Origin of the sequence: Actinoplanes utahensis, from assembly GCF_016862455.1 — a bacterium.
Classification (GTDB): Bacteria; Actinomycetota; Actinomycetes; order Mycobacteriales; family Micromonosporaceae; genus Actinoplanes; species Actinoplanes utahensis.
Genome location: NZ_BOMZ01000089.1, coordinates 138,116 through 161,826, shown reverse-complemented (window position 1 = coordinate 161,826; position 23,711 = coordinate 138,116). Strand labels below are relative to the sequence as shown.

Below are 23,711 nucleotides of genomic sequence, written 5' to 3'. Positions count from 1 at the left end.
CGGGGTTTCGATGAGTCAGTCCTCCATCGTCGGTGGCGGGGTGGCGGCCGGCAGAACGACGCCGGTCACCGCCGTCACGAATTCGAGTTCGACGCTCGCCGGGTCCAGCGCCGGCGTGGTCGACATGTACGGCCTGGCCTGTTCGAACCGGGCCAGGGTGGCCTCGATGTCGCCGGTCGCGATCGTGTAGATCGCCAGGAACCGGCGCCGCCCGTCCGGGCCCGCGGGGGCGGCGTAACGCCGGGCGCTCACGAAACCCGGCAGGGCGAGAACCTCGGCGAGATGGATTCCGTCGTACCATTCGGCGAATTCGTCCTCGCGCCCGGGAAAAGGACTGGTACGGACCAGCAATGCGTAAGAGGTATTCGTGTCCATTTCCATCGCCCGGCATCACGGAATGAGCGGTCAGCTCGATTCCAGCCAGCGGATCTCCTCATCCGAGAGTGTGACGCGCGGAGCCCCCATGCACTCCCGCGAATCTTCCAGGGTCTTGGGCCCCACCAGAGCGAAAGTGGGGAACGGCTGATGCAGGACATAGGACAGCGCGATCACCGACGGCGACACGTCGTGTTTTGCGGCCAGTTCCACGGCACGCCGCCGGCGTTCGAGGTTGGCCTCGCTGTGGAAGCACCGCACGAGCTCGGCGTTGCCCCGGTCGTCACGGCCGGCCCCGCTGAAGAAGTTGCGCGAGCGGGCCGACCACGCGAACAGCGGGAACCGGTGCCGGGTGAGCCACTCCCGGAAGGCGGGGCCGGTGGCGTCCCGGCAGCCTGGCCACGGCAGTTCCCGGGGCTCGGCGAGACCGAAGTAGTTGCTCACCGCGGCGAAGCCCCGCCGCCCGTGTTCGGCGGCCCAGGCGTTCGCCGCCGCGACTCGCTCCAGCGACCAGTTGGAGCCGCCGAAGACTCGGATGCGTCCCGCCTCGGCGTGCTCGTCGAGCACGTCGACGAACTCGCCCACCGGCACGTCCTCGTTGTCGCGGTGCAGCAGGTAGATGTCGGCGTAGTCGTTCTGCTGACGCTCCAGGGACTCCAGCAGCTGCTGGGACAGCGACGCCGGATCGCAGTTGGGGGTGTGCGCCCCTTTGGCGATCACCACCACCTGCTCGCGGACTCCCCGGCTCGCGATCCATCGCCCGAGCAGCCGCTCGGCCCGGCCGTCCTGGTAGAAGTGCGCCGTGTCGAAGGCGTTGCCGCCGAGCGAGAAGTACTGATCCAGAAGGGCGGACATGGTCGAGGCGTCGGCCGGGTGGTCACAGCCCATGACCACCCGGGAGACGGCCTTGTCGAGGCCGGGCACCCGTCCCCGCGCGGTCGCCGGGACGGGCTCGGGGCCCGCCGCGCCACCGAGGATCAGCGGGCGGCCCGACACCGTCGGGATCACGGCCCCGTCGGCCTCGAACGGGTAGCGCAGGCCGATCGCGGCCCGCCACCGGTCCAGCATCCGGGCGTTGCCCAGCGAATCGGCGGTGGTCATCGCGTCCGGTTCGGGGCCGCCGATGCCGGCGGCGAACAGATCCGCCTCCATGGCGTAGGCGCCCGCGCAGGGATAGGAACGCCGCTCCGGCGCATGACCCACCCGGTTGATGACGATGCTCGGTTCGGCGGTCAGCGTCCAGGGGTCCTCGATCTCGATGGCGCCCGCGGAGCCGACGATGGTCACGCTGTTGCGATCGGCGATCCGGATCCCGGTACGCAGCGCGGCCGTCACCCCGCCGGCGAACGTCAGGGCGGCGGTGGCCCACTCGTCGACGCCGGACTCGCCGATCGACCCGGCGGCGGTGAGGGTCTCCGGTTCCGCGAAGGCCCGCCCGGTGGCGGCGCCGGCGACCGCGCGGGCCATGGCCATCGGGTAGCAGCCGATGTCGAGGATGCCGCCTCCGGCCAGCGCCGGGTCGAACAGCCGGCCGCTGAGCCCGCCGGCGTCGATGGTCAGCCCGGGGCTGATCTCGGTCTGCTCGCCCGGGCGGCTGGGGACGTAGAACGCGAAGCCGGCGTCGACGTGGCGCAGGTCGCCGATGGTCCCGTCGGCGACCAGGCCGAGCACCGCGGTCGTCTGCGGGTGGAAGCGGAACATCATGGCCTCGACGAGTCGCACCCCGGCCTGCCGGGCGGCGTCCACCAGCGTCATCGCCTGGGCGTGGTTGACCGCCAGCGGCTTCTCGCACAGCACGTGCTTGCCCGCCTCGATCGCCCGCATCGCGATCCGGGCGTGCGTGGTGTGCACCGTGGCGATGTAGACGGCGTCGACGGCGTCCGAGGCCAGGATGTCGTCGAAGGTGCCGCAGAGCAGCGGCCGCTCCCGCGGTCCGAGCTCCCCGGCGAGCGTCCGGGCACCGTCCGCGGTCAGGTCACCGATCGCGGTCAACTCACAATGCTTGCTGGCGCTCAATTGCGGAATGAATCGCCGCGCCATGTTCCCCGCGCCGAGAACGGCCAGACGTAAACGTTTCATAATGCATTTCCTCCTGTTCGAAGGCCGCACGGAACTGCCCGCGCGAATTCTCGGACGGGCTGCCGACGGCATTACCGGAAGGTGGGGGAACGGCGTCGCGCCGCTACTTTTCCGACCCTACTGGGGTCGGTGGTCGCCGAGCAATTCCTCACGCAATTCCTCGACCTGACCGTCGGCGAGCAGATAGACGCGCCGCCGGTATTCCGGGGTCAATTCGCCCAGCACGCCGGAATCGATGGTGCTGACGAACTCCTTGACCAGCGCCACCGTGCCGGCGAGGGAGTCGGCGCTGTTGCGCGTGGTGGCGGTCATCGCCACACCGATGTCGCCGAGCAGCATGTCCCGGGCGTACGCCGCGGACAGTCCCGGAGCGAGGTCCCGGATGATCTCGTTGATGTCGACCATCATGCGCATGCGCCGGCCGATGTTGGCGGCCTCGTACTGCCGCTGGGTGATCGACGGCTCGCCCCCTTCCCGGATCCGCCACAGGTAGACCACCCGCGGCACGACGTCGACCGCGGAGGCGGTGATGTGGGCACGGATGGTCACCGGGCCGTCCTCGTACTGCGGCAGCCGGAACGCGAAGCCGTGCGCGTCCCAGAACGATCGGCGGAACACCTTGTTCCAGACCATCCGGTCGGCGATCAGCGCCTCGTCCCGGGTGATGTGGGTCCGGCGCCTGGCGACGGCGAACGTCTCGGCGTACCCCGGGTATCGGCTCACGCCTTTCGAGGTCAGCCGCCGCACGTCCCCCGAGGCGATGTCCGAGCCGCTCTCCTCGAGCGACCCGACGAGCACCCGGTAGGCGTGGGCGGGCACGACGTCGTCGGCGTCGGCGAAGGCGAGGAACTCCCCCGTCGCCCGCTGGATGCCCGCGTTCCGGGCGGCACTGAGCCCGTTGTTGTCCTGGGTGATCACGCGGAACCGCCGGTCCCGGGCGGCCTGTGCGGCGGCGATCCGCCCGGTGGCGTCGGTGGACCCGTCGTCGACCAGGATGACCTGGATGTCCGTCAGATCCTGCTCCGCGATCGAGGCCAGCAGCAGTGGGAGGTAGCTCTCGACGTTGTACATGGGGACCACGACGCTGAGTTTCGGATGCATGCTCGATGAAGCCCTTCTCCGTGGTGATTCGCGGCGGCCCGGGCGATCTCGGTCGCGCCGGTCACGCCGCCCGATGTGTGCAACCGATCAAGGTGAGTGGTTGCACGCCGCCCGTCAGCCGCGGCCGGCGTGCTCCGCCTCGCGATCGAGGGCCTCGGCCATGCCCATCCAGGTCCGCGCGCACTCCCGGGCGATCCTGGCGACCACGATGGCGCAGTGTGGAGGCAGCTCACGGGCGGCCTCCCGGAGCTGACCGGGTTCGACCACCCGGGTGCCGAGGAACTGCAGGAAATGCCGGCCCGCCTCGGAGTAGCGCAGCGAGGGATCCCGGCGCAGGCCCTCGAGCAGCACGCCGGTGTCGGCCGGAACCGCGGTGGCCGGCGGGTACCCGGTCACCGCGCGGGCCGGGCGATTCACCAGCCGGCCGGATCGGGCCGCCTGGCCGGCCGGCACGGGGTCACGCCCGGCGCGAACCCGACTGCGGACGTCACGGGCGGTGCCCACCGAGATGCCGGCCGCGCGAGCGACCTCCCGCAGCGGCGTCTGCGGCTGCCGGGCGATGACCTCGCCGGCCACTCGGCGCCCCTCGGCGGTGCTGAGCGGGCGGACCCGCCCGTCCCGGCCGATCCGCTCGGTGATCTCGGCGCCGTCCTGGACGTCGGCGCGGATCGCCGCGACGGTGGCGGGGGCCAGACCGGCGATGGTGGCCACCGCACGGTCGGCCAGGCGCGGCTCGGCGCGGATGAGGCGGCGCACGGCGGCCCGCCGATCGGCGAGGGAGAGCGGCAGGCCGTGGGTCACGTTGGCACTGACGGCGAGCTGGAGGGCGTCGGCGTCGCTGCCCTGGAAGAACCGCACGGCAAGCGTCGAGACGCCGTTGAGCTGCGCCGCGCGGAGCCGGTGCATGCCGTCGATCACGCTCATGGTCGCTTTGTTGACCAGGATCGGGGGCAACTCCCCGGCGACCTGGGCGAGTAGCCGAGCGTGCTCGGGATCGACCCCGTTCGCCCGCAGCGGATCGGCGTCCACCAGCTCGTCTATCGGTACGGAGAAGATCTGCGAAGAAATCGTCGGTGCCAAACCGGCGGCCCCACCCTTCCCAGTCGTTAGAACACGTGTACTAACCAGAACCAGGGAGACAGCCTGCACCCGGCCACGATCCTCGGCCAGACAGTGCCAGTGCCGACAGTGTCACTGCGGCTTAGATGATCACAGAGCGTGAGAGCGGGCGGCGCGCGCGGCGATGATCATGATGGCCAGGGCGGCCAGGACGATCGCGGCGCCGACGTAGAGCGGCGCCGTGTAACCCAGCCCGGCGCTGATGGCCAGGCCCCCGAGCCAGGCGCCCAGCGCGTTGCCGACGTTGGACGCGGAGACGTTGGCGCTGGCCGCCAGGGGTGCGCCGCCGGCGGCGTCGGTGACCCGGGTGATCATGCCCGGGACGCTCGCGAACCCGAAGAAGCCCAGGCTGAAGACCAGCGCCACGGAGGCGATCTGGCTGTGCGCGAGCAGTCCGAACAGCCCGAGCGTGATCGCGAGGCCGGCCAGCGCCGCCATGAGCGTGCGGTCGCGGTCGAGATCGGCCGCCCGTCCACCGGCGATGTTGCCGGCGACGAGACCGACCCCGTAGACGATCAGCAGCCAGGCCAGATCCGTGCCGGAGAAGTCCGACACCCGGGTGAACGTGTACGCGATGTAGGTGAACGCCCCGAACATGCCGCCGTAGCCGAGGGCGGTGGCGGCCAGGGTGAGCCAGACCTGCGACGACCGGAAGGCGTGGGCGACACTCGCTCCGGGCGCGCGGGTCACCGTCCCGGCGGCGGCCGGAACCCACACGGCCAGGGCGGCCAGGGCGAGCACGCCGATCGCGGTGATCGCCCAGAACGTGGCCCGCCAGCCCCACCGCTCACCGACCAGGGCCCCGAACGGCACGCCCAGCACGTTGGCGATGGTCAGCCCGGCGAACATCACGGCGACCGCCCGGGAGGCGCGCTCCGGCGCGACCAGGCGCCGGGCGACGAGCGAGCCGATGCCGAAGAACGAGCCGTGGCACAGCGCGGCGACGATCCGGCCGGCCAGGAGGACGGCGTAGTTCGGCGCGCACGCGGACAGCAGGTTGCCGAGCACGAAGAGCGCCACCAGGCCGACGAGGACGGTCTTGCGGTTGAAACGGGTGGTGACGGCCGTCAGCAGGATCGCCCCGACCGCCACACTGAGCGCGTATCCCGAGATCAGCCACCCCGCCGCGGCGACGGAGACGTCCAGGTCGTCGCTCATCTGCGGCAGCAGGCCCGCGATCACGAACTCGGTCAGGCCGATGCCGAAGCCGCCGAGCGCGAGGGCGACCAGCCCGGCGGGCAGGCGCCCCGGCGTGCCGGGGACGGACGGACGCGGTCGCCGTTCGGCGAGATTCATCGCTCTCCCAGGGGCCGTGGGCGCGCAGGTGAGCGCTCACGGCAGGGTAGCCGAACCTCTTGACGATCATTCGGCCGCTGTGCCACGGTCGGGACCGATGTTTGCGTAAACATTTTCCTCGGAGAAGGAGAGACCGTGGGGTCCTTCGCCATCGGCGAGCGGGAGTTCCTGCTGGACGGCGAGCCGTTCCGGATCATCTCCGGCGCCTTGCACTACTTCCGCGTCCACCCCGACCAGTGGGCGGACCGGATCCGCAAGGCACGGCAGATGGGCCTCAACACGATCGAGACCTACGTCGCCTGGAACGCGCACGCGCCGGCCGACGGCGACTTCGACCTGACCGGCGGGCTGGACCTGGGCCGGTTCCTCGATCTGGTCGCGGCCGAGGGCCTGTACGCGATCGTGCGCCCCGGGCCGTACATCTGCGCCGAATGGGCCAACGGCGGCCTCCCGGCCTGGCTGTTCCGGGACGGGGCGGTCGGGATCCGGCGCGACGAGCCCCGGTTCATGGCCGCGGTGACCCGCTACTACGAGCAGCTGGCGCCGGTGGTCGTCGCGCGGCAGGTGGACCGCGGCGGCCCGATCATCCTGGTCCAGGTCGAGAACGAGTACGGCGCGTACGGCGCCGACAAGAGTTACCTGCGCAAGCTCACCGAACTGACCCGGCGGATCGGCGTGACCGTGCCGTTGACCACCGTCGACCAGCCGTTGGACGACATGCTCGACCGCGGCAGCCTCCCCGGGCTGCACAAGACGGCCTCCTTCGGCTCGCGGGCGGCCGAGCGGCTGGCCGCGCTGCGCCGGCACCAGCCGACCGGGCCGCTGATGTGCTCCGAGTTCTGGAACGGATGGTTCGACAGCTGGGGTGGCGTGCACCATGTGACCCCGGCCGACCAGTGCGCCCGCGAACTCGGCGAGCTGCTGGAGTGCGGCGCCTCGGTCAACATCTACATGTTCCACGGCGGGACCAACTTCGGCTTCACCAACGGCGCCAACGACAAGGGCACCTACCGGCCGATCGCCACCAGCTACGACTACGACGCGCCGCTGGACGAGGCGGGCGACCCCACCGCGAAGTACTGGGCGTACCGGGAGGTCATCGGCAGATACGCGCCGCTGAGCGACGACGTTCCCGCCGCCGCCGCCCCGGCACCGGCGTTCGGCGTACGTCTCGGCAAGGTCCTTCCGCTCTGGGACGTCCTCGACCGGCTGGGCAAGGGCAGCGAGCACGACGAGCCGCCCACGATGGACGCGGCCGGCCAGTCCGCCGGCCTCGCGCTGTACCGGACCGAGATCGACCTCGCCGGGCCGGGCGTCCTCCACATCGCCGAGGTGCGCGACCGTGCCCAGGTCTTCCTCGACCGGCAGGCCCTGGGCACTCTCGAACGCGAGCACAAGGACCGGTCGCTCGCCCTGCCCGCCGGCGCCCGCGGCGTCCTGGAGCTGCTCGTCGAGGACCAGGGCCGGGTCGACTACGGACCCCGGCTCGGTGAGCCGAAGGGACTCATCGGGCCCGTGACGGTGAACGGCGAACCGCTGCGCCGGTGGGAGATCCGGCCCCTGGACCTCGTCACCATCCCCGGGATAACCGAGGCGTTCGCGGCCCGGCCGCCGGAAGAGGTGACCGTGCTCGCCGGCCCGGCCTTCGCCGAGGCCGAGTTCGACCTCCCGGCGCCCGGCGACCTCTTCCTCGACACGAGCGCCTGGGGCAAGGGCGTGGTCTGGATCAACGGGTTCTGCCTCGGCCGGTACTGGTCCCGCGGCCCGCAGCAGACCCTGCACGTGCCCGGCCCGGTGCTCCGCCCCTCCGGGAACCGGCTGGTCGTCCTGGAGCTGCAGGCCAGCGGCACCACGCAGGTCGATTTCGTCCCCGCGCCACGGCTGGGGCCGCTCGAGGAGTGACCGGGAACACCGGCAGTCGTGGATGGGCGCTGCTACCTTCGCCGTCAAAGACCCGTAGATCGACATGGTTGCCCGGCGGGCACCGCATCGGGGGGACGCGATGACACCAGCGCCGCTGCCGGCCCTCACGCTCACGCCCGGGGAGGAACTGGGCCGCCTGGTCCGTTGCTGGCGCGAGCGCCTCGACCCCGACGACCTGCCCGGCCACCTCGCCCCCACGGCGCGGTCCCGGCGGCGCAAGCGGGTGAGCCAGGAGCAGGCCGCCGCACTCATCGGCTACAGCGTCGGATGGATCAGCAGCCTCGAGCGCGGCGACCGGCAGAACTACAGCATCGACTTCCTCGATCGCGTCGCGGAGACCCTCCGCCTCAGCTCGGACGAGAAGACACTGCTCTTCCTGCTCGCCGCCGGCCATGAGCCACCGATGGCCGGCCGGCACCCGGTCATGACGGCGACCGCCGACGTCCGCCGGCTCCTCGACGCCCAGCCGTGGCCGGCCTACATCGTCGACGACGCCTGGGATCTGGTCGCCGTCAACGACCACATGCGGGAGTGGTTCCCCTGGGTCGCCGGGCCGGAGACCAACGTGATGCGCTGGATCTTCACCGCGCCCGAGGCCCGTCGGCAGCTGCACCGGTGGGAGACCGACTGGGGGCCGCAGATGCTGGCCCAGCTGCGCTTCGCGCATGCCCGCACCCCGGGCAACGAGCGCCTCACCGAGGTCCTCGCCGAGATTCTGCACGGCAACGCGGACGCCCGGAGGTTCTGGGACCATCCGACCGCCCACGTCCGCCCGGACAACGCCCGGCGCTCACTCTGCCTGCCGTGCCATCGCCGCCGGATCCAGCCGGTCCAGCTGGTCACTCTGGAACCGCAGCGGGCGCCGGGCAACCACCTGACGATCCTCCTGCCCGCCGAGCCCGATCCGGCCTGATCGCCCGGTCACGAACTACCGGCCAGCCGGCGGGCCAGCTCGAGCCGCTTGATCTTCGTGGTGGCGGTCTGGGGCAGATCCTCGAGCCGCCACTGCACCGGCTCGGCCATCCGTGGCAGGCCCGCGACGGCCGCGTCCCAGCGGGCCCGGTCGAGGGGCTCGTCGTCGCGGGTGCTGACCACCGGCACCGCCGTGCCGTCCGGCCCGGGCACGATGATCACCTCGACCAGTTCGTACAGCCGGGCGAAGAGCGTGTCCTCCAGGGCGAGCGTGCTGTCCACACCCGGGATCAGGTCCACCTCGCGGTCGAGCAGGTGCAGGCAGCCCCAGCGTGTGCGGTACCCGACGTCGCCCATCCGCCACCAGCCGTCGTTGACCTGCTGGGCGTAGCGCTCCTCCTCGTCGAGGTAGGTGACGATGCGGCCGTCGCTGCGCACCTCGATGTAGCCGGGTGAGGACTTCGACGGCGCGGCGCCATCACGGCTCACCACTCGCACGTCGGTCATGCCGGGGAACGGCACGCCGACGCAGCGGCCGTCCGCGTCCGCGCCGCGATGCCTGCTGTACGGGCGCCCGGCGATCGGCCCCACCTCGCTCTGGCCGTACATCTGCATGAACAGGGGCGATCTCCGGCGCGAGGCGCCGAGCAGGCGGTGCACCGTACGCGGATGGATCGCGTCGAACGTGCTGCTGAAGACCTTGACGTTGCGCAGCGGCTCGCGCTTGTCCCCGATCAGCTCCTCCCACCGCATGAAGGAGTTCGGATGCGCCTCGATCAGCCCGGGCGGAGCCTGGCTGAACACGTCGGCGACCGAGTCGGGGTCGTCGTCGGCGAGCACGATGAGCTGGTGTCCCTGGAGCACCGCGATCGGCATCGCGGTGAACATCCGCGAGTGCACGAAGGAGACGTGGATGGCGACCGGCTCACGGCTGCGGACCAGCGAGGCGACGGCGCCCTGCGGGCGGTAACGCGACTGGAACGTGAATCCGGTGTGCACGGCCAGTTTGGGCGTGCCGGTGGTGCCGGAGGTGTGCGTGATCAGGGTCGGATGGCTGGGCGGCAGGTTCGCGGGCGGCACGCGGCGCACGCCGGCGAACGAGGCGAGTTCGGTGGCGCCGGGATGGCTGCCGGCGGCCAGCAGGACCCGGCAGGTGTGGTCGAAGACCGCGTCGGGCAGGTCCTTCTCCAGCTTGGCCTGATCGGTGAGCAGGTACGGACGGTCCAGCCGGCGCAGCAGCTCCACGACGGTGTCGCCGTCGAGCTTCGGCGACAGCAGCGCCGGGACCGCACCGATCCGGGCGGCGCTGCAGGCCATCAGGGTGATGTCGAAACTGTTGGATTTGTGGATGACCACCCGGTCGCCGGCGCGCGCGCCGGCGGCCCACAGCCGGGAGGCGAAGTCGTCCACCAGGTCGGCGACCTCGGTCATGGTGAGGCGGCGTCCTCGCTCCGGCGCGATGTCGAGGGTGTGGTCGAGGACGAGCAGGTTGGCCGGGTAGCGACCGGCCACGCGGTCGAAGAGGGTACCCAGCCGGATGCCCCGGTTTCCGATCCTCTGCAGCAACATCAGGCGTTCCTTTCCGTCGCTCGTCAGCCTTCGATGACGGCCTTGATCCGCTCCAGGGTCCGGGCGATGTCCTGCCGCAGCTTGTCCGACCACTCCCGGACGAACCGGTCGCGCGCTTCCTCGTCGAGGCCGGCGACGATCTTGTAGATGCCCTCGGTGGGCTCGTCCATCCGGAAGCGGTGCGTCAACAGGCAGCCCTCCGCGGCCGGCCGCATGTCGAATCCCCACACGCTCTGCTGGTTCTCGCCGGTGTGCGTCAGCATGGCCCAGGCGAAGGTCCGTCCCGGCTCGGCCGCGGTGATCCGGGCCTCGGTGTACCAGACGCCGCGAACCAGGGGCGCCCAGGCCACCACGTCCTCGCCGCGCAGGTTCTCGCCCCGGAAGATCGCGCCCACGGTGGCCGGCTCGCCGGAGACCCATTCACCCCCGCGGCATTCCGGGCTCCATTCGGAGCTTCGCCGCAGATCGCTGACCACTGCGTAGACCTGATCCGGGCCGGCCTTGACGGCAATACTTCCGGACAGATCGAACAGCGGCGACTTCTCCACAATTGATATCGTCATACTTCTATGTTGCTTATTGAATCCGGAAGGGTCAAAGAATCGCTTGACGATCCGTCAGGTCGCGGGGTGGCACGCTCGGTCCGCAGAATCAGCCGGCGGCCGTGCGTCTCGCCGGCCTCGACCCGCCGATGCGCCTCGGCCATGGCGCTCAGCGGCAGGATCTCGGCGATCCGGGGACGCAGCCGCCCCTCGGCGAGCAACCGGTTCAGCGCGCCGGCCGCCTCCGCCAGCTCACCCGCGGTGGCCTGCGAGATGGCGAAGCCGGCGATCGAGCAGTCCTTCAAGTAGAGCGGGCCCACCGGGAGCACCTTGCGGCTGCGCAGGCCGGCCAGGAGCACCAGCCGTCCGCGCCGGGCGAGCAGGTCCACCGCCGTCTCGATGTCGTTCGCGCCCGCGGTGTCGACGTAGAGGTCAGCGCCCCCCGGACAGGCCGCGTGGAGACGCTCGGCCAGCGCGGGGTCCCGGTAGTCGAGAACCGCGGCCGCCCCGAGCCCGCGGCAGAAGCCGGCATCGGCGGCGCTCGCCGTGGCCACCACCCGGGCGCCGGCCGCGACGGCCAGCACGACGGCCGCCGCGCCCACGTTGCCGCCGGCGCCGACCACGACCACCGTCTCGCCCCTCCGCAGCCGGCCGTGGGTGAACAGCGCGAGGTACGCGGTCGCGGCCGGGTGCGCGACGGCGACCACGTCCTCCGGCCGGACTCCCCGGGGCAGGCGATAGAGCCGCTCGGCCGGGACCACCACCTGCTCGGCGGCGGCGCCCTGGCGGCCCGCGTGACCGAGGCTGTTCGACCACACCGGGTCGCCGGGCTCGAACCCGACGACGCCGGGGCCGGTCACGGCGACCGTGCCGGCCAGATCCCGCCCGACCACGAAGGGAAAGGTGACCGGGGTGCGCCAGGCCCCGGACCGGACGAACGTGTCGACATTGTTGACCGTGGTGGCGACGACGTCGACGAGGACGTCACCCGGGCCGGGACGCGGTGCGGCCAGTTCTCCGTACCGGATCGCGCCGGGCGGTCCCAATTCCTCGATATAGGCGGCATACATGAGTGATGATTCTGGCAGGATTCGCCGAATACCTCAGCGCACCGGCGGGACATTCGTCAGGTCGCACACTATTCACATCGGTCATTGCGACGATTGCCGGGCGCCGGTCAGGGCCACCGCCGGAAGTCGCGGCGCGATGACCATCAACAGGGGGACGGTCGCGACGGCGCACGTCGCGATCACCAGCCAGGGCACGTCGGGCCCCACCGCCAGCAGCGTGGAGAACATCAGCGGCGCGACCATGTTGGCGATCGAGAAGGAGTACTGGAACGAGGCCAGGTAGCGCCCCCGGACGTCGGCCGGGGACGCGTCCGCCGCCATCGCGGTGGAGGCGGGCGCGTGCAGCATCTGGGCGGCCGAGTAACACAGGATGGCGACCGCGCAGGTGGCCACGGCGAGGGCCGCGGGAACGTGCCGGGCGCCGAGGGTGGCCAGGCTCCAACCGGCCCACAGCAGACCCGCCAGCACGAGCGGGACGTGCCGGGACAGGTGCCGCGTCCAGCGCACGACGGCCGGTTGCAGGACCGCCTGCACCACCGTGTTCATCACCAGCAGTGGTCCCACGGCCCAGGTCAACCCGGGCATCGCGGTCGCCACGTACAGCGGGAACCCGACGCTCAGGAGCATGTTGCACAGCGCGTACAGCGTGTTGAGCGAGATCAGCGAGAGGAACGGGCCGTCGTGCAGCAGGACCCGGTATCCGCGCCCCTCCACCGCCTCCGCCGGGGCACTGCCGTACCCGGGCACACCGGCCAGGACCAGGATCGCTGCGATCACGATCAGGGTCGCGAGCCCGCCGACGAGCCAGTTGTACATGACCAGCGAACCGACCGAGAGGGCGACACCGGCGATCGCCGCGCCGACACCGTAACCACCCGCGCGCAGGGCGCCGGAGATCCCGAGCCATCGGTCCCGGGCCCGGGGATCGGGGTCCCCGTCGGTGAAGTTGCTGATCAGGGCGTAGATCGAGGCCCAGAAGGCCTGCCAGCCCAGCGCCATCACGGTGGCCACGACCAGCACGGACGCCGTGCCGGACGCGAACACGTACCCGGCGAAGGCCGCCGCCTGCAGCACCTGCGACACCAGCACCACCGGCTTGGCGCCCCAGCGGTCCACGAGCCGGCCCACCCACAGCGGCAGGGGCAGCGCTATCAGGTTCGCCACGGTCAGAAGGAGCCCGATACGCGCGACCGGCGCGTCCGTGCTCTCCGTCAGGTAGAGCAGTGCGAGCGGCGCGAACGAGCCGGCCGCCAGCGAGTCGATCGTCAGCACCACCAGCATGCAGGCGGAGACGGACCGGCGCGACCGGCCGGGACCCGGGCTGCCGGCCCGGGTGCTCGCGATCACATCACGGCTCATTTCAGTTCGACTCCTTAACCAGCCGTCGCAACTCCGCCGTCTCGCCTCCCGCCAGGCACGCCAGGAGCCGCCGTTCCGTCGTCGGGAGCGCGGCGACCACCTCGCCGGGGACGCTCGTGACGAAGGTGCGGGCGAGCGACAGCGCCTCGCTCAGACGGGCATCGTCGTAGAGGTTCAGGGCGCGCAGCGCGTCCGGGATGTCGCCGCGGCACATGTCGTCCGCGTACGGCGCGACGAGCTCCGGGGCGAGCGCCGAGACGATCGCGAAGGTGTCGAGGACCATGTGCATGCGGGCCTCGAACTTGTCCGGCTCGTACTTCCGTTGCGTTATGGAGAGCTCACCGTCGTCCCGGACGCGCCAACGGTAGACGACATCGGTGAGCACGTCGACTGCGGAGGCCGCGATGTGCGCGCGGATCGTCACCGGCGCGTCCTCGAAGACCGGCAGGGTGAACGCGAGTCCCTCGGCGTCCCAGAACGAGCGGCGGAACACCTTGTTCCAGATCATCCGGTCCCGCACCAGCGCGGGACGGCGACGAATGTGCGTCGATACCGCCCGGGAGGCGAAGGTCTCCCCGTACCAGCGGAAGGGCAGTGTTCCCGTGCTGTCGAAACGGCGGACGTCCCCGGAGGCCATGTCGGACCCGCTGGCTTCGAGCGATCCGACGAGCGCGGCGTAGCCGTCCGCCGGGACGATGTCATCGCTGTCGCAGAAGGCCAGGTAACGTCCCCGCGCCGGGGGGACGCCGGTGTTCCGCGCGGCGCTGAGCCCGGCGTTCGCCTGTTCGAGCACGCGGACACGGCGGTCCCGGCGAGCGAACCGGTCGGCGATCGCCCGGCTGCCGTCGGTCGAGCCGTCATCGACGACGACGATCTCGAGGTCGGCGAGCCGCTGGCCGGTGAGAGACGCGAGACAGGCGGAGAGGTACGGTTCGACGTTGAACATCGGGACGATGACGCTCAGGATCGGTGTCGTCATATCGGGCTCCTCTCAGGACGGCGATCAGCCGGCTTCTCGCAGCTGACGGCGGGGCAGGCGCTTGGCCAGCAGGGCGTGCGCGACCGAGGCGAGGGTGGCGTGCCGGTGCCAGCCGGTGAACGTCCGCCCGGAGTAGTCGCGGATGCCGACCCGCTCGGCGATCTCCAGCCCCTCCTGCCGGACCCGCCGCACGAGGCTGGCCGAGTACATCACCTCCGGCAGCCGCTGCTCGGTGAGATTGGTGAGCCAGATGTTCGGGGCGGAGTTCGGTCGCGCTCCCCCGATGCACAGCAGCCTCAGGCCGGATCGGACGCGGGGCAGCCGCACCGAGACCGGGGCGACGACGTTGGCGTGCAGGGCGGCGCCGTCCTCCCACGGATCGGCCCACGTCACCGGGGAACGCCTCGATCGGCTGGCCCACGCGATCTGCCCGGCGGTCATCACCGTGCCGTCCCGGCCGGGCAGCGCCGGATCGCGCACCACGAGCGGAGTGTCCTGCCCGACGCGCAACAGGTAGGGCGTGCCGGCCGCGGTCAGGTGGCGGGCCACCGTGGACGCGTCGAGCCGGGTGGCGTCGAGCACGAACGGGATGCCGGCGTCCGCGCCGTCGGCGAGCACGGCCTGGAACGCCTTCACGACGTCACCCTCGAGGGTGGCCGGCCGCAGATCCTCGGGCACCAGGGCGCGGGATCTCCGTTCGCTGTCGGCCAGCCATTCCCGCGGTACGTGCAGCCACCAGGCCACCGGCACGCTGCCCCGCTCGGAGGCGGCCCAGATCCCGAAGGAGAGCTGCACGTTCAGCACGCGGCCGGCATCGTTGAAGGAGGACGGGACCACCCCGACGGACTGCTCACCGGTCTTCGGCACGACCATCGGCTCGGCCACCCAGGCGCGTACCGGCCGGCTCGCGCAGACGTGTTCCAGCAGAGCGCGGCGGACCGGCTTCCAGTCCCAGTTCGAATCGCTGATGAAATGGTGCAGACTCTGTTCCGTGCCGGACCCGCCGAACATCTGGGCGATGTTGCGGACGGACTTACGCCCGGGCGTCCGCAGCAGGCCGGTGACGTAACTGCGGGCCTTGTCACGCTGGTCGCGCCGGCGCAGGGAGGCGAACAGCGTGCCGCACAGCTGTTCGACCTCATGGCCCGTCTCGCCCCGGCGGGTGGTCCGATGTATCGACTCTCCGTCGCTGTGCTTGCCGTTCCCCCGCACGTCCTTCCCCTCTTCATCGATAGGTTCGACATGAGCGCCGCCGGCTCGGCGGTCAGCCGGGACAGTCGCCCCGGCCACGACCGGCGCGCAGCACATGGCCCCACCACTCGAGCTGTCGCAGCATGGTGTCCACGGCGGACTCGGGCCGCTCCGGGTCGAGCATCCGGCCCCGCTCGTCGAAGAGCGAGTCGGCCCAGTGCAGGCTCACCGCGGAGCGGACCGTCACGGCCTGCAGCTCCGCGAAGACCGGCCGCAGTTGTTCCACCGAGCGCAGACCGCCCGCCGTACCGCCGTACGAGACGAAGGCGACGGGCTTGGCCTTCCACTCGTCACGCCCGGTGTCGATGGCGGTCTTCAGCCCTCCGGGATAGCCGTGGTTGTACTCCGGGGTGACCACGATGAAGGCGTCGGCGCGGTCGATCCGCTTCAGGAAGCCGGCGGTGTCACCGCCGCCGCCCAGGTCCGCCGGGAGCTGGAGATCCGCCAGGTCGATGACGTCCGTCTCCAGTCCGTCGCGGCCCTCGACACGGGTCATCAGCCACGTGGCGACGGTCGGCCCGAAACGATCTTTTCGCACACTGCCGATGATCACGGCAAGGCGAAGCGGGTACTCAGACAAGGGAATTCCTCCGACTGTTCTAAGTGGACTCCGGAGACTTGACCCACCCTTCAGCCGTTCAAACCTGACAGATTCGAAGGCCCGGACGACATCCCCGCGACATCTTCGGCAATTGTCGTACCTCGATCCCTGCGCACCGATCAACGATCTTGCTGAATCGTGCGTCACCCGAGGTGGGGAGAACGACATGGCAACATTCCTGTGGGCTTGCTACGACGGCGGCGGGAACATGCCGTACGGGCTCGGCGTCGCCCGCGCCCTGGCCCGCCGCGGCCACCGGGTGGTCTTCGCGGGCCGCCCGGAGATGACGGCGAAGGTCGGGCCGACCGAGTTCGACGCCGTCGAGCTACGAGAGGCGTACACCGACGCCGACCGCTACCAGGACGACCCCCGGGGCCGCGCGCTGGCGTATCTCACGTCGCCCGCGGTCGCCGAGGAACTGCTCACGGTGGCCGCCGCCGAGCGCCCGGACGCGGTCGTGATCGACTCCAACTTCGGCGGCGCGCTGGCCGTCGCCCCGCGGTTCGGCGTGCCCACCGCGGTCATCCTGCACTCCTTCCTACGGCGTACCCTGCCGAGCTGGCACGAGATGATGCGCCACCAGAGCCGGACCCGGCAGGCGCTCGGCTTCGATCCGCTGCCCGGGCTCGACGAGCTGTTCGGCGGTCGCGACCTGTTCATGATCAACACGATCGACGATTTCGACGGCGGCGGCGGCAACCCCTGGCCGAACATGCGATACGGCGGCCCGATCCTGGAGGACGACACCCACTGCCGGCCGTACGAGCTGCCCTGGGACGCCGACGACCCCACCCCGCTGGCGCTGGTCAGCTTCACCACCGACGAGATCCAGAACTCCGTCGTCAAGTTGCAGCGCACCCTCGAAGCGCTGGAGACACTGCCGATCCACGTGCTCGCCACGACCGGGACGGTCGACCCGGACCGGATCACCGTTCCGCCCAACGCCCGCGCCGTCGCGTTCGCCACCCACGGCCCGGTGATGAGCCGGGCGTCGTTCGTGGTCAATCACGCCGGTTACGGCACGGTCATGCGGGCCCTCACCCACGGCATCGGCGTCCTGTGCATCACCGGCCAGGCGGAGGATCAGCGGGTCGTCGCGTTCGACCAGCCTCGTACCGCCGATTTCGTCCAGGAACACCGGGTCGGCGTGAGCGTGCCGGCGACCGCCGGCCCGGCGGACATCCGCGCGGCGGCGCAGGCGCTGCTCGAGGACCCCGGGTACCGGTCCAACGCACGGCGGCTGGGCGATCTGATCGTCCGTAGTGAGGGGGCCGACGCCGCGGCCCGGCACCTGAGCGCGCTGCCGCTCGCCGCCTCGCCCCTCGGCCCGGCGACCGGCCCGGCCGCGTCATCTCCCGTCCGGCCGCCATTGTCCGCCGATCGCACCTGACACATTCATCGTCACTTCATTGTCCTCTCCCCGAATTCAGGGAAAGGATGATCTCATCGCCAGAATATAAGTGCCGAAACGCAAGGAAGGAGAGCCGCGAAAATGACCGCCTCCTCCACGAACATTCTTTCACCGGCCCGCACATCCGACGTCGTCCGCGAAATCCGCAGCCGGCCCGCCCGGCAGCAGCCCGCCTGGGCCGACCCGGGCCGGCTCGCCGTCGCACGCGAGCAGCTCCGGACCCGCCCGGCGCTGGTCGAGCCGGCCGACATATCAGCGCTGGGCCGGGAGCTGGCCCGGGTCGCCGCCGGTACGGCCCATGTCGTCCAGGCCGGCGACTGCGCCGAGGATCCGGCCGACTGCGGCGCCGGCGACGTGATGCGCCGTGCCGCTCTGCTGGACGTGCTCGCGGACCGGATGGAACGGCGCACCCGGCGTCCGGTGCTGCGCGCCGGGCGGATCGCCGGACAGTTCGCCAAGCCCCGCACCCAGGACACCGAGGCCGTCGGCGGCCAGGAGCTGCCCGTCTACCGCGGCCATCTGGTCAACAGCCCGGAACCGGATCCCCGCAGCCGCCGCGCCGACGCGAGGCGGCTGGTGCACGGCCACGGCGCCGCCGCCACGGTCCTGCGGCACCTCGGATGGCCGGACGGCGCCGCGGCGCGGGCCGGGGCGCCCGTCTGGACCAGCCATGAGGCGCTCCTGCTCGACTACGAGTTGCCGCAGCTGCGGCACGACGTGACCGGGCGGCTCTTCCTCACCTCGACGCACTGGCCGTGGATCGGTGAACGGACCCGGCAGCTCGACGGGGCGCACGTGGCGCTCCTGGCGGCGGTCGACAATCCGGTGGCCTGCAAGGTGGGTCCGCGGATGACTGTGCCGGAGCTGCTCGCGCTCTGCGCCCGGCTCGACCCGCATCGCCGGCCCGGTCGGCTCACGCTGATCGCCCGGCTCGGCGCCGAGCAGGCCGCCGCCCGCCTCCCCGAACTGGTCCGGGCGGTACGCGACTCCGGCCACCCGGTCATCTGGCTCACCGACCCGATGCACGGCAACACGTTCGTCGCGGACTCGGGAACGAAGACCCGCTTCCTCAGCACGGTCCTGCGCGAGGTGCGCGACTTCCAGGCCGCGCTGCGCGACAACGGCGTCACCGCCGGAGGACTGCACCTGGAGACCACCCCCGACGACGTCACCGAATGCGTCGCGTGTCCCGGCCAGGCCGACCTGGCCGGCGACAAGTACACGTCGCTCTGCGATCCGCGTCTCAACCCCGGCCAGGCGCTGCGCGTCATCGACGCCTGGAACGCCTGAGCCGTCCCGCCGGCAAGGAGGAGCACCGTGGAAGATCGAACAGCACTCGTCACCGGCGCGGCCGGCGGCATCGGCGCCGCCACGGCCCGCGCCCTCGCCGCCGAAGGAATCCGGGTAGCGGCGGTCGACGTCGCGGAGGACCGCCTCGCCGCCGAGGCCGCCCGGCTCCGCGCCGGCGGCCTCCCGGTCACCGCCTTCCCCGCCGATGTCACGGACGCCGGCCGGGTCGAGGCCACCGTGGCGGCCGTCGAACACGAACTCGGCCCGATCGGCCTGCTCGTCAACGCGGCCGGCGTGCTGCGCACCGGACCGGCCCTCGACCTCGGCGACGCGGACTGGTCGTCGACGTTCGCCGTCAACACCACCGGCGTCATGCACGTCTCCCGCGCGGTGGTGAGCCGGATGGTGCCCCGCCGCCGCGGCGCGGTGGTGACGGTCGCCTCCAACGCCGGGTTCGTCGCCCGGCAGGGCATGGCCGCGTACGGCGCGTCCAAGGCCGCCGCCATCATGTTCACCAAGAGCCTCGCGCTCGAGGTCGCCCGTTACGGGATCCGGTGCAACGTGGTCGCCCCCGGCTCGACCGACACACCGATGCTGCGCGGCATGTGGGCCGGCGGCGACGGCGCGAGCGTCACCATCGGCGGCGACCCGGACGCGTACAAGGTGGGGATCCCGCTGCGGAAGATCGCGGATCCGTCCGACATCGCCGACGCGGTGGTCTTCCTGCTCTCGGACCGCGCGGGCCACATCACCATGCACGACCTCACCGTGGACGGGGGCGCCACGCTCGGCGCGTGAGCACACCGCCCGCCGTCCCCCGATGTCCCAGGAGGAAACCATGCCCGGAATCGCCCCGATCGCGTCCTACCCCATGCCGGCCGTGGCCGATCTGCCCTCCCCCATCGCACCCTGGACACCCGACCCACGCCGTGCCGTGCTGCTCATCCACGACATGCAGGAGTACTTCCTGCGCCCGTTCGACGCCACCGGCTCGCCCCGCCGCGAGCTCGTCGGCAACGTGACCCGGTTGCGCGAGTGCTGTGCCGGGCTGGGCATCCCGGTCGCCTACACCGCCCAGCCGGGTGGCATGACCACCGCCGAACGCGGTCTGCTCGCCGACTTCTGGGGACCCGGCATGCGGACCACGGCGTCCGACCGGGCCGTCGTGGCGCCGCTGCGGCCGGCCCCCGGCGACTGGCAGCTGACCAAATGGCGGTACAGCGCGTTCTTCCGTTCCGCCCTCCGCGACCGGATCCGCGAACAGGGTCGCGACCAGCTCATCGTCTGCGGCGTGTACGCCCACGTCGGCGTGCTCTCGACCGCGATGGAGGCGTTCACCAACGACATCCAGGCGTTCGTCGTGTCCGACGCCGTCGCCGACTTCTCGGCCGAGCAGCACCGGCTGGCGCTCGATTACACCGCCCGGACCTGCGCGGTGGTCCAGCCGACCGGATGGCTGCTGGCGAGGCTCCAGGAGGCGGCGCGATGACCGGCGACCTGCTGAGCCGTGTGCTCGACGGCTGTCTCCCGGCGTACGCGCTGGTGTACCGCCCGAACACCGGCGACGGCGAGCACGTGGAGGTGCTCACCGGCGAGATACGCGCGGTGCCCACGGTGGCGGACATCCCGTTGCGCACCGGACGGCGGGAACGCTCGCACGACGTCCTCGCCGTCATCCCCTACCGCCAGATCGCCGAGCGCGGCTACGCCTGCCGCGACGATCACGAGCCGCTGCTCACCCTGATCGTCGACGAGCAGGAACTGGTCGCCCTCGACCGGATGCGCGAGGCCCTGCCCGCGGTCGCCCCCGCGCTGTCGCACGGCCGTTTCGACCAGAGCGAGGACGAGTACGCCGACGACGTGCGCAGCGTCATCGACAACGAGATCGCGACCGGGGAGGGCGCCAACTTCGTGATCCGCCGGTCCTTCCTCGGCGAACTCGCCGGATACTCCCCCGCCCAGGCGCTCTCACTGTTCCGCCGGCTCCTGACCAGCGAGTCCGGGTCGCACTGGACCTTCCTCATCCACACCGGGGACCGCACGTTCGTCGGCGCCAGCCCGGAACGGCACATCAGCGTCGACGCCGGAACCGCGGTGATGAACCCGATCAGCGGCACCTACCGCTACCCCCCCGAGGGCGCGACCGTGGAAGGGCTGCTGGGCTTCCTCGCCGACGGCAAGGAGCGCGACGAGCTCTCCATGGTGCTCGACGAGGAGCTCAAGGTGATGGGCCGGATCTGCGCCGGCGGGGGCCGGGTGCACGGGCCGTACCTGCGCGAGATGGCCCGGCTGGCCCACAGCGAGTACTTCATCGCCGGGCCCACCGACCACGACCCCCGCGACATCCTGTGGGAGACGATGTTCGCGCCGACGGTGGTCGGCAGCCCGTTGGAGAACGCCTGCCGGGTCATCGCCCGGCACGAGAAGAGCGGCCGCGGCTACTACAGCGGGGTGGCGGCACTGATCGGCCGCGACACCGGGCACGGTCGCGATCTCGACTCGGCCATCCTGATCCGCACCGCCGAGATCAGCGCCACCGGACGGCTGCGGATCAGCGCGGGAGCGACCCTGGTGCGCCATTCCGACGCGCACGCCGAGACCGCCGAGACCGAAACCAAGATCGCGGCGCTGCTCTCGGCACTGCGCCACGAGCCGGACCCCGCATCGAGGCCGGTCCCCGCGGCGGCCGGTCTGGTCCACGACAACCGGGTGCGGGGTGCGCTGGCGCGGCGCAACGACACCGCGGCGCAGTACTGGTTCGCCGGCCGGCGCGAGAACGGCGAGGGCCCCGGCCGGGTCATCGTGGTCGACGCCGAGGACACCTTCACCTCGATGCTCGGCCACCAGCTGCGCTCGCTCGGCTGGGCGGCGGACATCCGCCGGTACGACGAGGAGTTCGACACCGACGCCTATGACCTGGTCGTTCTCGGGCCGGGGCCGGGCGCTCCGGACGACCATTCGATGGCGAAGATCCGGCGGCTGCGCCGGCTGTCGGAGGATCTGGTCCGGCGCCGCCGTCCGTTCCTGGCGGTCTGCCTGAGCCACCAGGTGCTCAGCGCGGCTCTCGGGCTCCCGGTCCGCCGCCGTCCCCAACCCCACCAGGGGATCCAGCTGGAGGTGGAGATCTTCGGGCGGCGGCGCGCCGTGGGCTTCTACAACGCGTTCGCCGCGTACAGCACCGAGGACAAGATCGAGACCCCGGCCGGGGATGTGGTGGAGGTCAGCCGGGATGCGGTCACCGGGGAGGTGTACGCCCTGCGGGCCCCCGCCTTCGCCTCGCTGCAGTTCCATCCGGAGTCGATCCTGAGCCGCGACGGCATGGAGATCCTCGCCGAGACGCTGGCACACCTGGCATATGGAAGGAGCCCGTCGTGACCACGGTCAAAGCCTGCTTCGTGGCCATCGGCGATGTGGTGGACGAGTCCTTCGAGGATCTGGTCCACAGCATCGAGGTCTTCTGCCCGGGCGCGGCCGTCGCCTGGTACGACTCAGGCCGGTGCCGGGACGCCCCGGACGGGCTGGAGCGGGTCGTCCCGCACCGGCCGCTGAAACGCTGGAAGACGACGCCGGCGTTCTTCGACATCTTCGAGTGGGCGGCCGGCCGTGACTACGACTGCGTCGTCAACGTCGACGCCGAGCTGGCCTTCGTCAAGCCCGGCTTCCTCGACTTCGTCGCGTTCCAGCTGCGGGACACCGACTATCTGGCGACCGGCCTGCGGCACCGCGTGCCCCGCATCTCGATGTGGCCGCCGTACCGCACCCTGCTCGGCGCGGAACGCGAGGAGCTGGCCGGCATCCTGGGCATCGAGCACGTCAACCGGGCCTTCGGCACCGCTCAGGTCTTCGGCCGGCGCTACATCGACGCTCTGCTCGCCAGTGATCGTTATCCGCGGCTGCGGGACTTCGCCGAGCGCAACCAGCGTCCCGGGCATTCACACTCGCTGCCGGAGCTGCTGTTTCCCACGCTGGCCGACAGCCTGGGCGTCCGGTCCCGGGGCTACCCCGGCCATCTGACCGCCCTCAACCGGTTCCGGCCCTTCCAGTCCGAACTCGACCTGGCCGCGGCCCACTCCGCCGCTGACGCCTTCTTTCTCAGCCCGGTCCGCCGGAGCGCGGAGGACCCGGTGCGCGCGGCCGTCCGCGAGAACACCCGACCCGAAGTGAGGAGCAGCAATGCCTGACGCGAATCACGCAGTGGCGTGGCGATCGCCCGCCTCGGCGCGGACAGCCGGGGACGAGTTCACCCACGGCGCGGATCTCGGCGGCGCGGACGCCGGCGGCGCCGATCTCTCCGGGCGGGGCCTGCGGGGGATCAGTTTCTCCAACGCGACCCTGATCGGCGCCGTCCTGCGCACCGCCGATCTGTCCGGGGCGTCGTTCTCGTCGGCCGACCTGAGCCGCGTGGATGCCGGCATGGCCTTCCTCAGCGGCGCTTTCCTGGGCTGGGCGAAGCTGAGTGAGGCCGACCTCAGCGGCGCCAATCTGCGCGGGGCGGATCTTCGTGAGGCGAACCTGAGCGGCTCCTTCCTCAACGGCGCCGACCTGTCCGGGGCGTTCCTGGGCGATGCCGATCTGCGTGGCGCCGATCTGCGACAGGCACGCCTGGACGGCGCCGATCTCCGCGAAGCCGACCTGGCCGGCGCCGACCTGACGGGCGCCAGCCTGCGCGGCACACTGCTGGCGGCGGCACGGTGGACCGACCGGACCCGCTGGCCGGACGACACCGCGGAGGCGATCGCCGCGATGTCACACCGCGCATCGACCGGTGTTCTCACCGTCCACGACCAGGAACCCGGGACGGCCGACATCCGGCTGGCGCCGCCCCTGGAGTGAC

General features: G+C 71.5%; 21 protein-coding genes. 9 read left to right on the top strand and 12 right to left on the bottom strand.

Annotation, left to right across the window (positions count from 1 at the left end; genetic code table 11):
• Positions 1 to 15 precede the first annotated feature (15 nt).
• The 5 genes from Aut01nite_RS31930 to Aut01nite_RS31910 form a co-directional block, all read right to left on the bottom strand.
• A complete protein-coding gene (locus tag Aut01nite_RS31930; protein ID WP_152628699.1) occupies positions 16 to 375 on the bottom strand; it encodes a DUF4286 family protein in 360 nt (119 codons plus the stop codon).
• 30 nt (positions 376 to 405) lie between these two features.
• Complete coding sequence (locus Aut01nite_RS31925; RefSeq protein WP_043525106.1) at positions 406 to 2,454, bottom strand: aldo/keto reductase; 2,049 nt, start codon at positions 2,452 to 2,454, stop codon at positions 406 to 408.
• A gap of 117 nt (positions 2,455 to 2,571) precedes the next feature.
• Positions 2,572 to 3,555: a glycosyltransferase family 2 protein gene (locus Aut01nite_RS31920; protein WP_043525105.1), complete on the bottom strand. Its 984-nt coding sequence runs from the start codon at positions 3,553 to 3,555 to the stop codon at positions 2,572 to 2,574.
• Positions 3,556 to 3,669: 114 nt separating this feature from the next.
• Positions 3,670 to 4,704: a ParB/RepB/Spo0J family partition protein gene (locus Aut01nite_RS31915; RefSeq protein WP_275409732.1), complete on the bottom strand. Its 1,035-nt coding sequence runs from the start codon at positions 4,702 to 4,704 to the stop codon at positions 3,670 to 3,672.
• 60 nt (positions 4,705 to 4,764) lie between these two features.
• Entirely contained in the window at positions 4,765 to 5,970 is a 1,206-nt protein-coding gene (locus Aut01nite_RS31910) for an MFS transporter (protein ID WP_236642700.1), read from the bottom strand.
• A 135-nt stretch (positions 5,971 to 6,105) separates the two neighbouring features.
• Here Aut01nite_RS31910 and Aut01nite_RS31905 point away from each other — a divergent pair, with 135 nt between their 5' ends.
• Both Aut01nite_RS31905 and Aut01nite_RS31900 read left to right on the top strand, forming a co-directional pair.
• Positions 6,106 to 7,872: a glycoside hydrolase family 35 protein gene (locus Aut01nite_RS31905; protein ID WP_043525104.1), complete on the top strand. Its 1,767-nt coding sequence runs from the start codon at positions 6,106 to 6,108 to the stop codon at positions 7,870 to 7,872.
• 100 nt (positions 7,873 to 7,972) lie between these two features.
• Entirely contained in the window at positions 7,973 to 8,806 is an 834-nt protein-coding gene (locus Aut01nite_RS31900; RefSeq protein WP_052163725.1) for a helix-turn-helix domain-containing protein, read from the top strand.
• 8 nt (positions 8,807 to 8,814) lie between these two features.
• Here Aut01nite_RS31900 and Aut01nite_RS31895 read toward each other — a convergent pair whose 3' ends face one another.
• The 7 genes from Aut01nite_RS31895 to Aut01nite_RS31865 all read right to left on the bottom strand — a co-directional run bounded on the left by Aut01nite_RS31895 (position 8,815) and on the right by Aut01nite_RS31865 (position 16,128).
• Complete coding sequence (locus tag Aut01nite_RS31895; RefSeq protein ID WP_043525102.1) at positions 8,815 to 10,374, bottom strand: class I adenylate-forming enzyme family protein; 1,560 nt, start codon at positions 10,372 to 10,374, stop codon at positions 8,815 to 8,817.
• Between the two features lie 23 nt (positions 10,375 to 10,397).
• A complete protein-coding gene (locus tag Aut01nite_RS31890) occupies positions 10,398 to 10,937 on the bottom strand; it encodes an SRPBCC family protein (protein ID WP_043525101.1) in 540 nt (179 codons plus the stop codon).
• Positions 10,934 to 11,986 (bottom strand): NADPH:quinone reductase, encoded by a 1,053-nt coding sequence (locus Aut01nite_RS31885; protein WP_083998976.1) that lies wholly within the window; start codon positions 11,984 to 11,986, stop codon positions 10,934 to 10,936. The genes Aut01nite_RS31890 and Aut01nite_RS31885 overlap by 4 nt, the downstream gene beginning before the upstream one ends.
• A gap of 81 nt (positions 11,987 to 12,067) precedes the next feature.
• Positions 12,068 to 13,345, bottom strand: coding sequence for an MFS transporter (locus Aut01nite_RS31880; RefSeq protein ID WP_052163724.1), 1,278 nt, complete (start codon positions 13,343 to 13,345; stop codon positions 12,068 to 12,070).
• A gap of 1 nt (position 13,346) precedes the next feature.
• Positions 13,347 to 14,324, bottom strand: a complete 978-nt coding sequence (locus Aut01nite_RS31875; RefSeq protein WP_043525099.1) for a glycosyltransferase — start codon at positions 14,322 to 14,324, stop codon at positions 13,347 to 13,349.
• 24 nt (positions 14,325 to 14,348) lie between these two features.
• The gene (locus Aut01nite_RS31870) at positions 14,349 to 15,536 is read right to left on the bottom strand and encodes an IS701 family transposase (RefSeq protein ID WP_052163723.1); all 1,188 of its coding nucleotides are present in this window, start codon (positions 15,534 to 15,536) and stop codon (positions 14,349 to 14,351) included.
• A gap of 52 nt (positions 15,537 to 15,588) precedes the next feature.
• Complete coding sequence (locus Aut01nite_RS31865) at positions 15,589 to 16,128, bottom strand: NADPH-dependent FMN reductase (protein ID WP_307837532.1); 540 nt, start codon at positions 16,126 to 16,128, stop codon at positions 15,589 to 15,591.
• 214 nt (positions 16,129 to 16,342) lie between these two features.
• On the opposite strand from Aut01nite_RS31865, the gene Aut01nite_RS31860 reads away from it, so the two are divergent.
• From Aut01nite_RS31860 to Aut01nite_RS31830, 7 genes are all read left to right on the top strand, one after another.
• Positions 16,343 to 17,566: a glycosyltransferase gene (locus Aut01nite_RS31860; RefSeq protein WP_152628698.1), complete on the top strand. Its 1,224-nt coding sequence runs from the start codon at positions 16,343 to 16,345 to the stop codon at positions 17,564 to 17,566.
• A 102-nt stretch (positions 17,567 to 17,668) separates the two neighbouring features.
• A complete protein-coding gene (locus tag Aut01nite_RS31855; protein ID WP_052163722.1) occupies positions 17,669 to 18,877 on the top strand; it encodes a 3-deoxy-7-phosphoheptulonate synthase in 1,209 nt (402 codons plus the stop codon).
• Positions 18,878 to 18,904: 27 nt separating this feature from the next.
• Positions 18,905 to 19,675, top strand: coding sequence for a 2,3-dihydro-2,3-dihydroxybenzoate dehydrogenase (locus Aut01nite_RS31850; protein ID WP_043525096.1), 771 nt, complete (start codon positions 18,905 to 18,907; stop codon positions 19,673 to 19,675).
• A gap of 40 nt (positions 19,676 to 19,715) precedes the next feature.
• Complete coding sequence (locus Aut01nite_RS31845; protein ID WP_043525095.1) at positions 19,716 to 20,366, top strand: isochorismatase family protein; 651 nt, start codon at positions 19,716 to 19,718, stop codon at positions 20,364 to 20,366.
• Positions 20,363 to 22,252 carry an anthranilate synthase family protein gene (locus tag Aut01nite_RS31840; RefSeq protein WP_043525094.1) on the top strand — a complete coding sequence of 630 codons (1,890 nt, stop codon included), beginning with the start codon at positions 20,363 to 20,365 and terminating at the stop codon, positions 22,250 to 22,252. Before Aut01nite_RS31845 ends, Aut01nite_RS31840 begins: the two co-directional genes overlap by 4 nt.
• Positions 22,249 to 23,058 (top strand): hypothetical protein, encoded by an 810-nt coding sequence (locus Aut01nite_RS31835; protein WP_043525093.1) that lies wholly within the window; start codon positions 22,249 to 22,251, stop codon positions 23,056 to 23,058. The genes Aut01nite_RS31840 and Aut01nite_RS31835 overlap by 4 nt, the downstream gene beginning before the upstream one ends.
• On the top strand, positions 23,051 to 23,710 hold the full coding sequence (locus tag Aut01nite_RS31830) for a pentapeptide repeat-containing protein (protein WP_083998970.1): 660 nt from the start codon (positions 23,051 to 23,053) through the stop codon (positions 23,708 to 23,710). The genes Aut01nite_RS31835 and Aut01nite_RS31830 overlap by 8 nt, the downstream gene beginning before the upstream one ends.
• The last annotated feature ends 1 nt before the right edge of the window (position 23,711 follow it).

Excerpts from the sequence above, each read along its gene's own strand:
- Aut01nite_RS31885 (WP_083998976.1), bottom strand. The coding sequence starts at position 11,986 with ATGTATGCCGCCTATATCGAGGAATTGGGACCGCCCGGCGCGATCCGG.
- Aut01nite_RS31920 (WP_043525105.1), bottom strand. The coding sequence starts at position 3,555 with ATGCATCCGAAACTCAGCGTCGTGGTCCCCATGTACAACGTCGAGAGC.
- Aut01nite_RS31930 (WP_152628699.1), bottom strand. The coding sequence starts at position 375 with ATGGACACGAATACCTCTTACGCATTGCTGGTCCGTACCAGTCCTTTT.
- Aut01nite_RS31860 (WP_152628698.1), top strand. The coding sequence starts at position 16,343 with ATGGCAACATTCCTGTGGGCTTGCTACGACGGCGGCGGGAACATGCCG.
- Aut01nite_RS31890 (WP_043525101.1), bottom strand. The coding sequence starts at position 10,937 with ATGACGATATCAATTGTGGAGAAGTCGCCGCTGTTCGATCTGTCCGGA.
- Aut01nite_RS31855 (WP_052163722.1), top strand. The coding sequence starts at position 17,669 with ATGACCGCCTCCTCCACGAACATTCTTTCACCGGCCCGCACATCCGAC.
- Aut01nite_RS31900 (WP_052163725.1), top strand. The coding sequence starts at position 7,973 with ATGACACCAGCGCCGCTGCCGGCCCTCACGCTCACGCCCGGGGAGGAA.
- Aut01nite_RS31895 (WP_043525102.1), bottom strand. The coding sequence starts at position 10,374 with ATGTTGCTGCAGAGGATCGGAAACCGGGGCATCCGGCTGGGTACCCTC.
- Aut01nite_RS31925 (WP_043525106.1), bottom strand. The coding sequence starts at position 2,454 with ATGAAACGTTTACGTCTGGCCGTTCTCGGCGCGGGGAACATGGCGCGG.
- Aut01nite_RS31875 (WP_043525099.1), bottom strand. The coding sequence starts at position 14,324 with ATGACGACACCGATCCTGAGCGTCATCGTCCCGATGTTCAACGTCGAA.
- Aut01nite_RS31845 (WP_043525095.1), top strand. The coding sequence starts at position 19,716 with ATGCCCGGAATCGCCCCGATCGCGTCCTACCCCATGCCGGCCGTGGCC.
- Aut01nite_RS31830 (WP_083998970.1), top strand. The coding sequence starts at position 23,051 with ATGCCTGACGCGAATCACGCAGTGGCGTGGCGATCGCCCGCCTCGGCG.
- Aut01nite_RS31880 (WP_052163724.1), bottom strand. The coding sequence starts at position 13,345 with ATGAGCCGTGATGTGATCGCGAGCACCCGGGCCGGCAGCCCGGGTCCC.
- Aut01nite_RS31840 (WP_043525094.1), top strand. The coding sequence starts at position 20,363 with ATGACCGGCGACCTGCTGAGCCGTGTGCTCGACGGCTGTCTCCCGGCG.
- Aut01nite_RS31910 (WP_236642700.1), bottom strand. The coding sequence starts at position 5,970 with ATGAATCTCGCCGAACGGCGACCGCGTCCGTCCGTCCCCGGCACGCCG.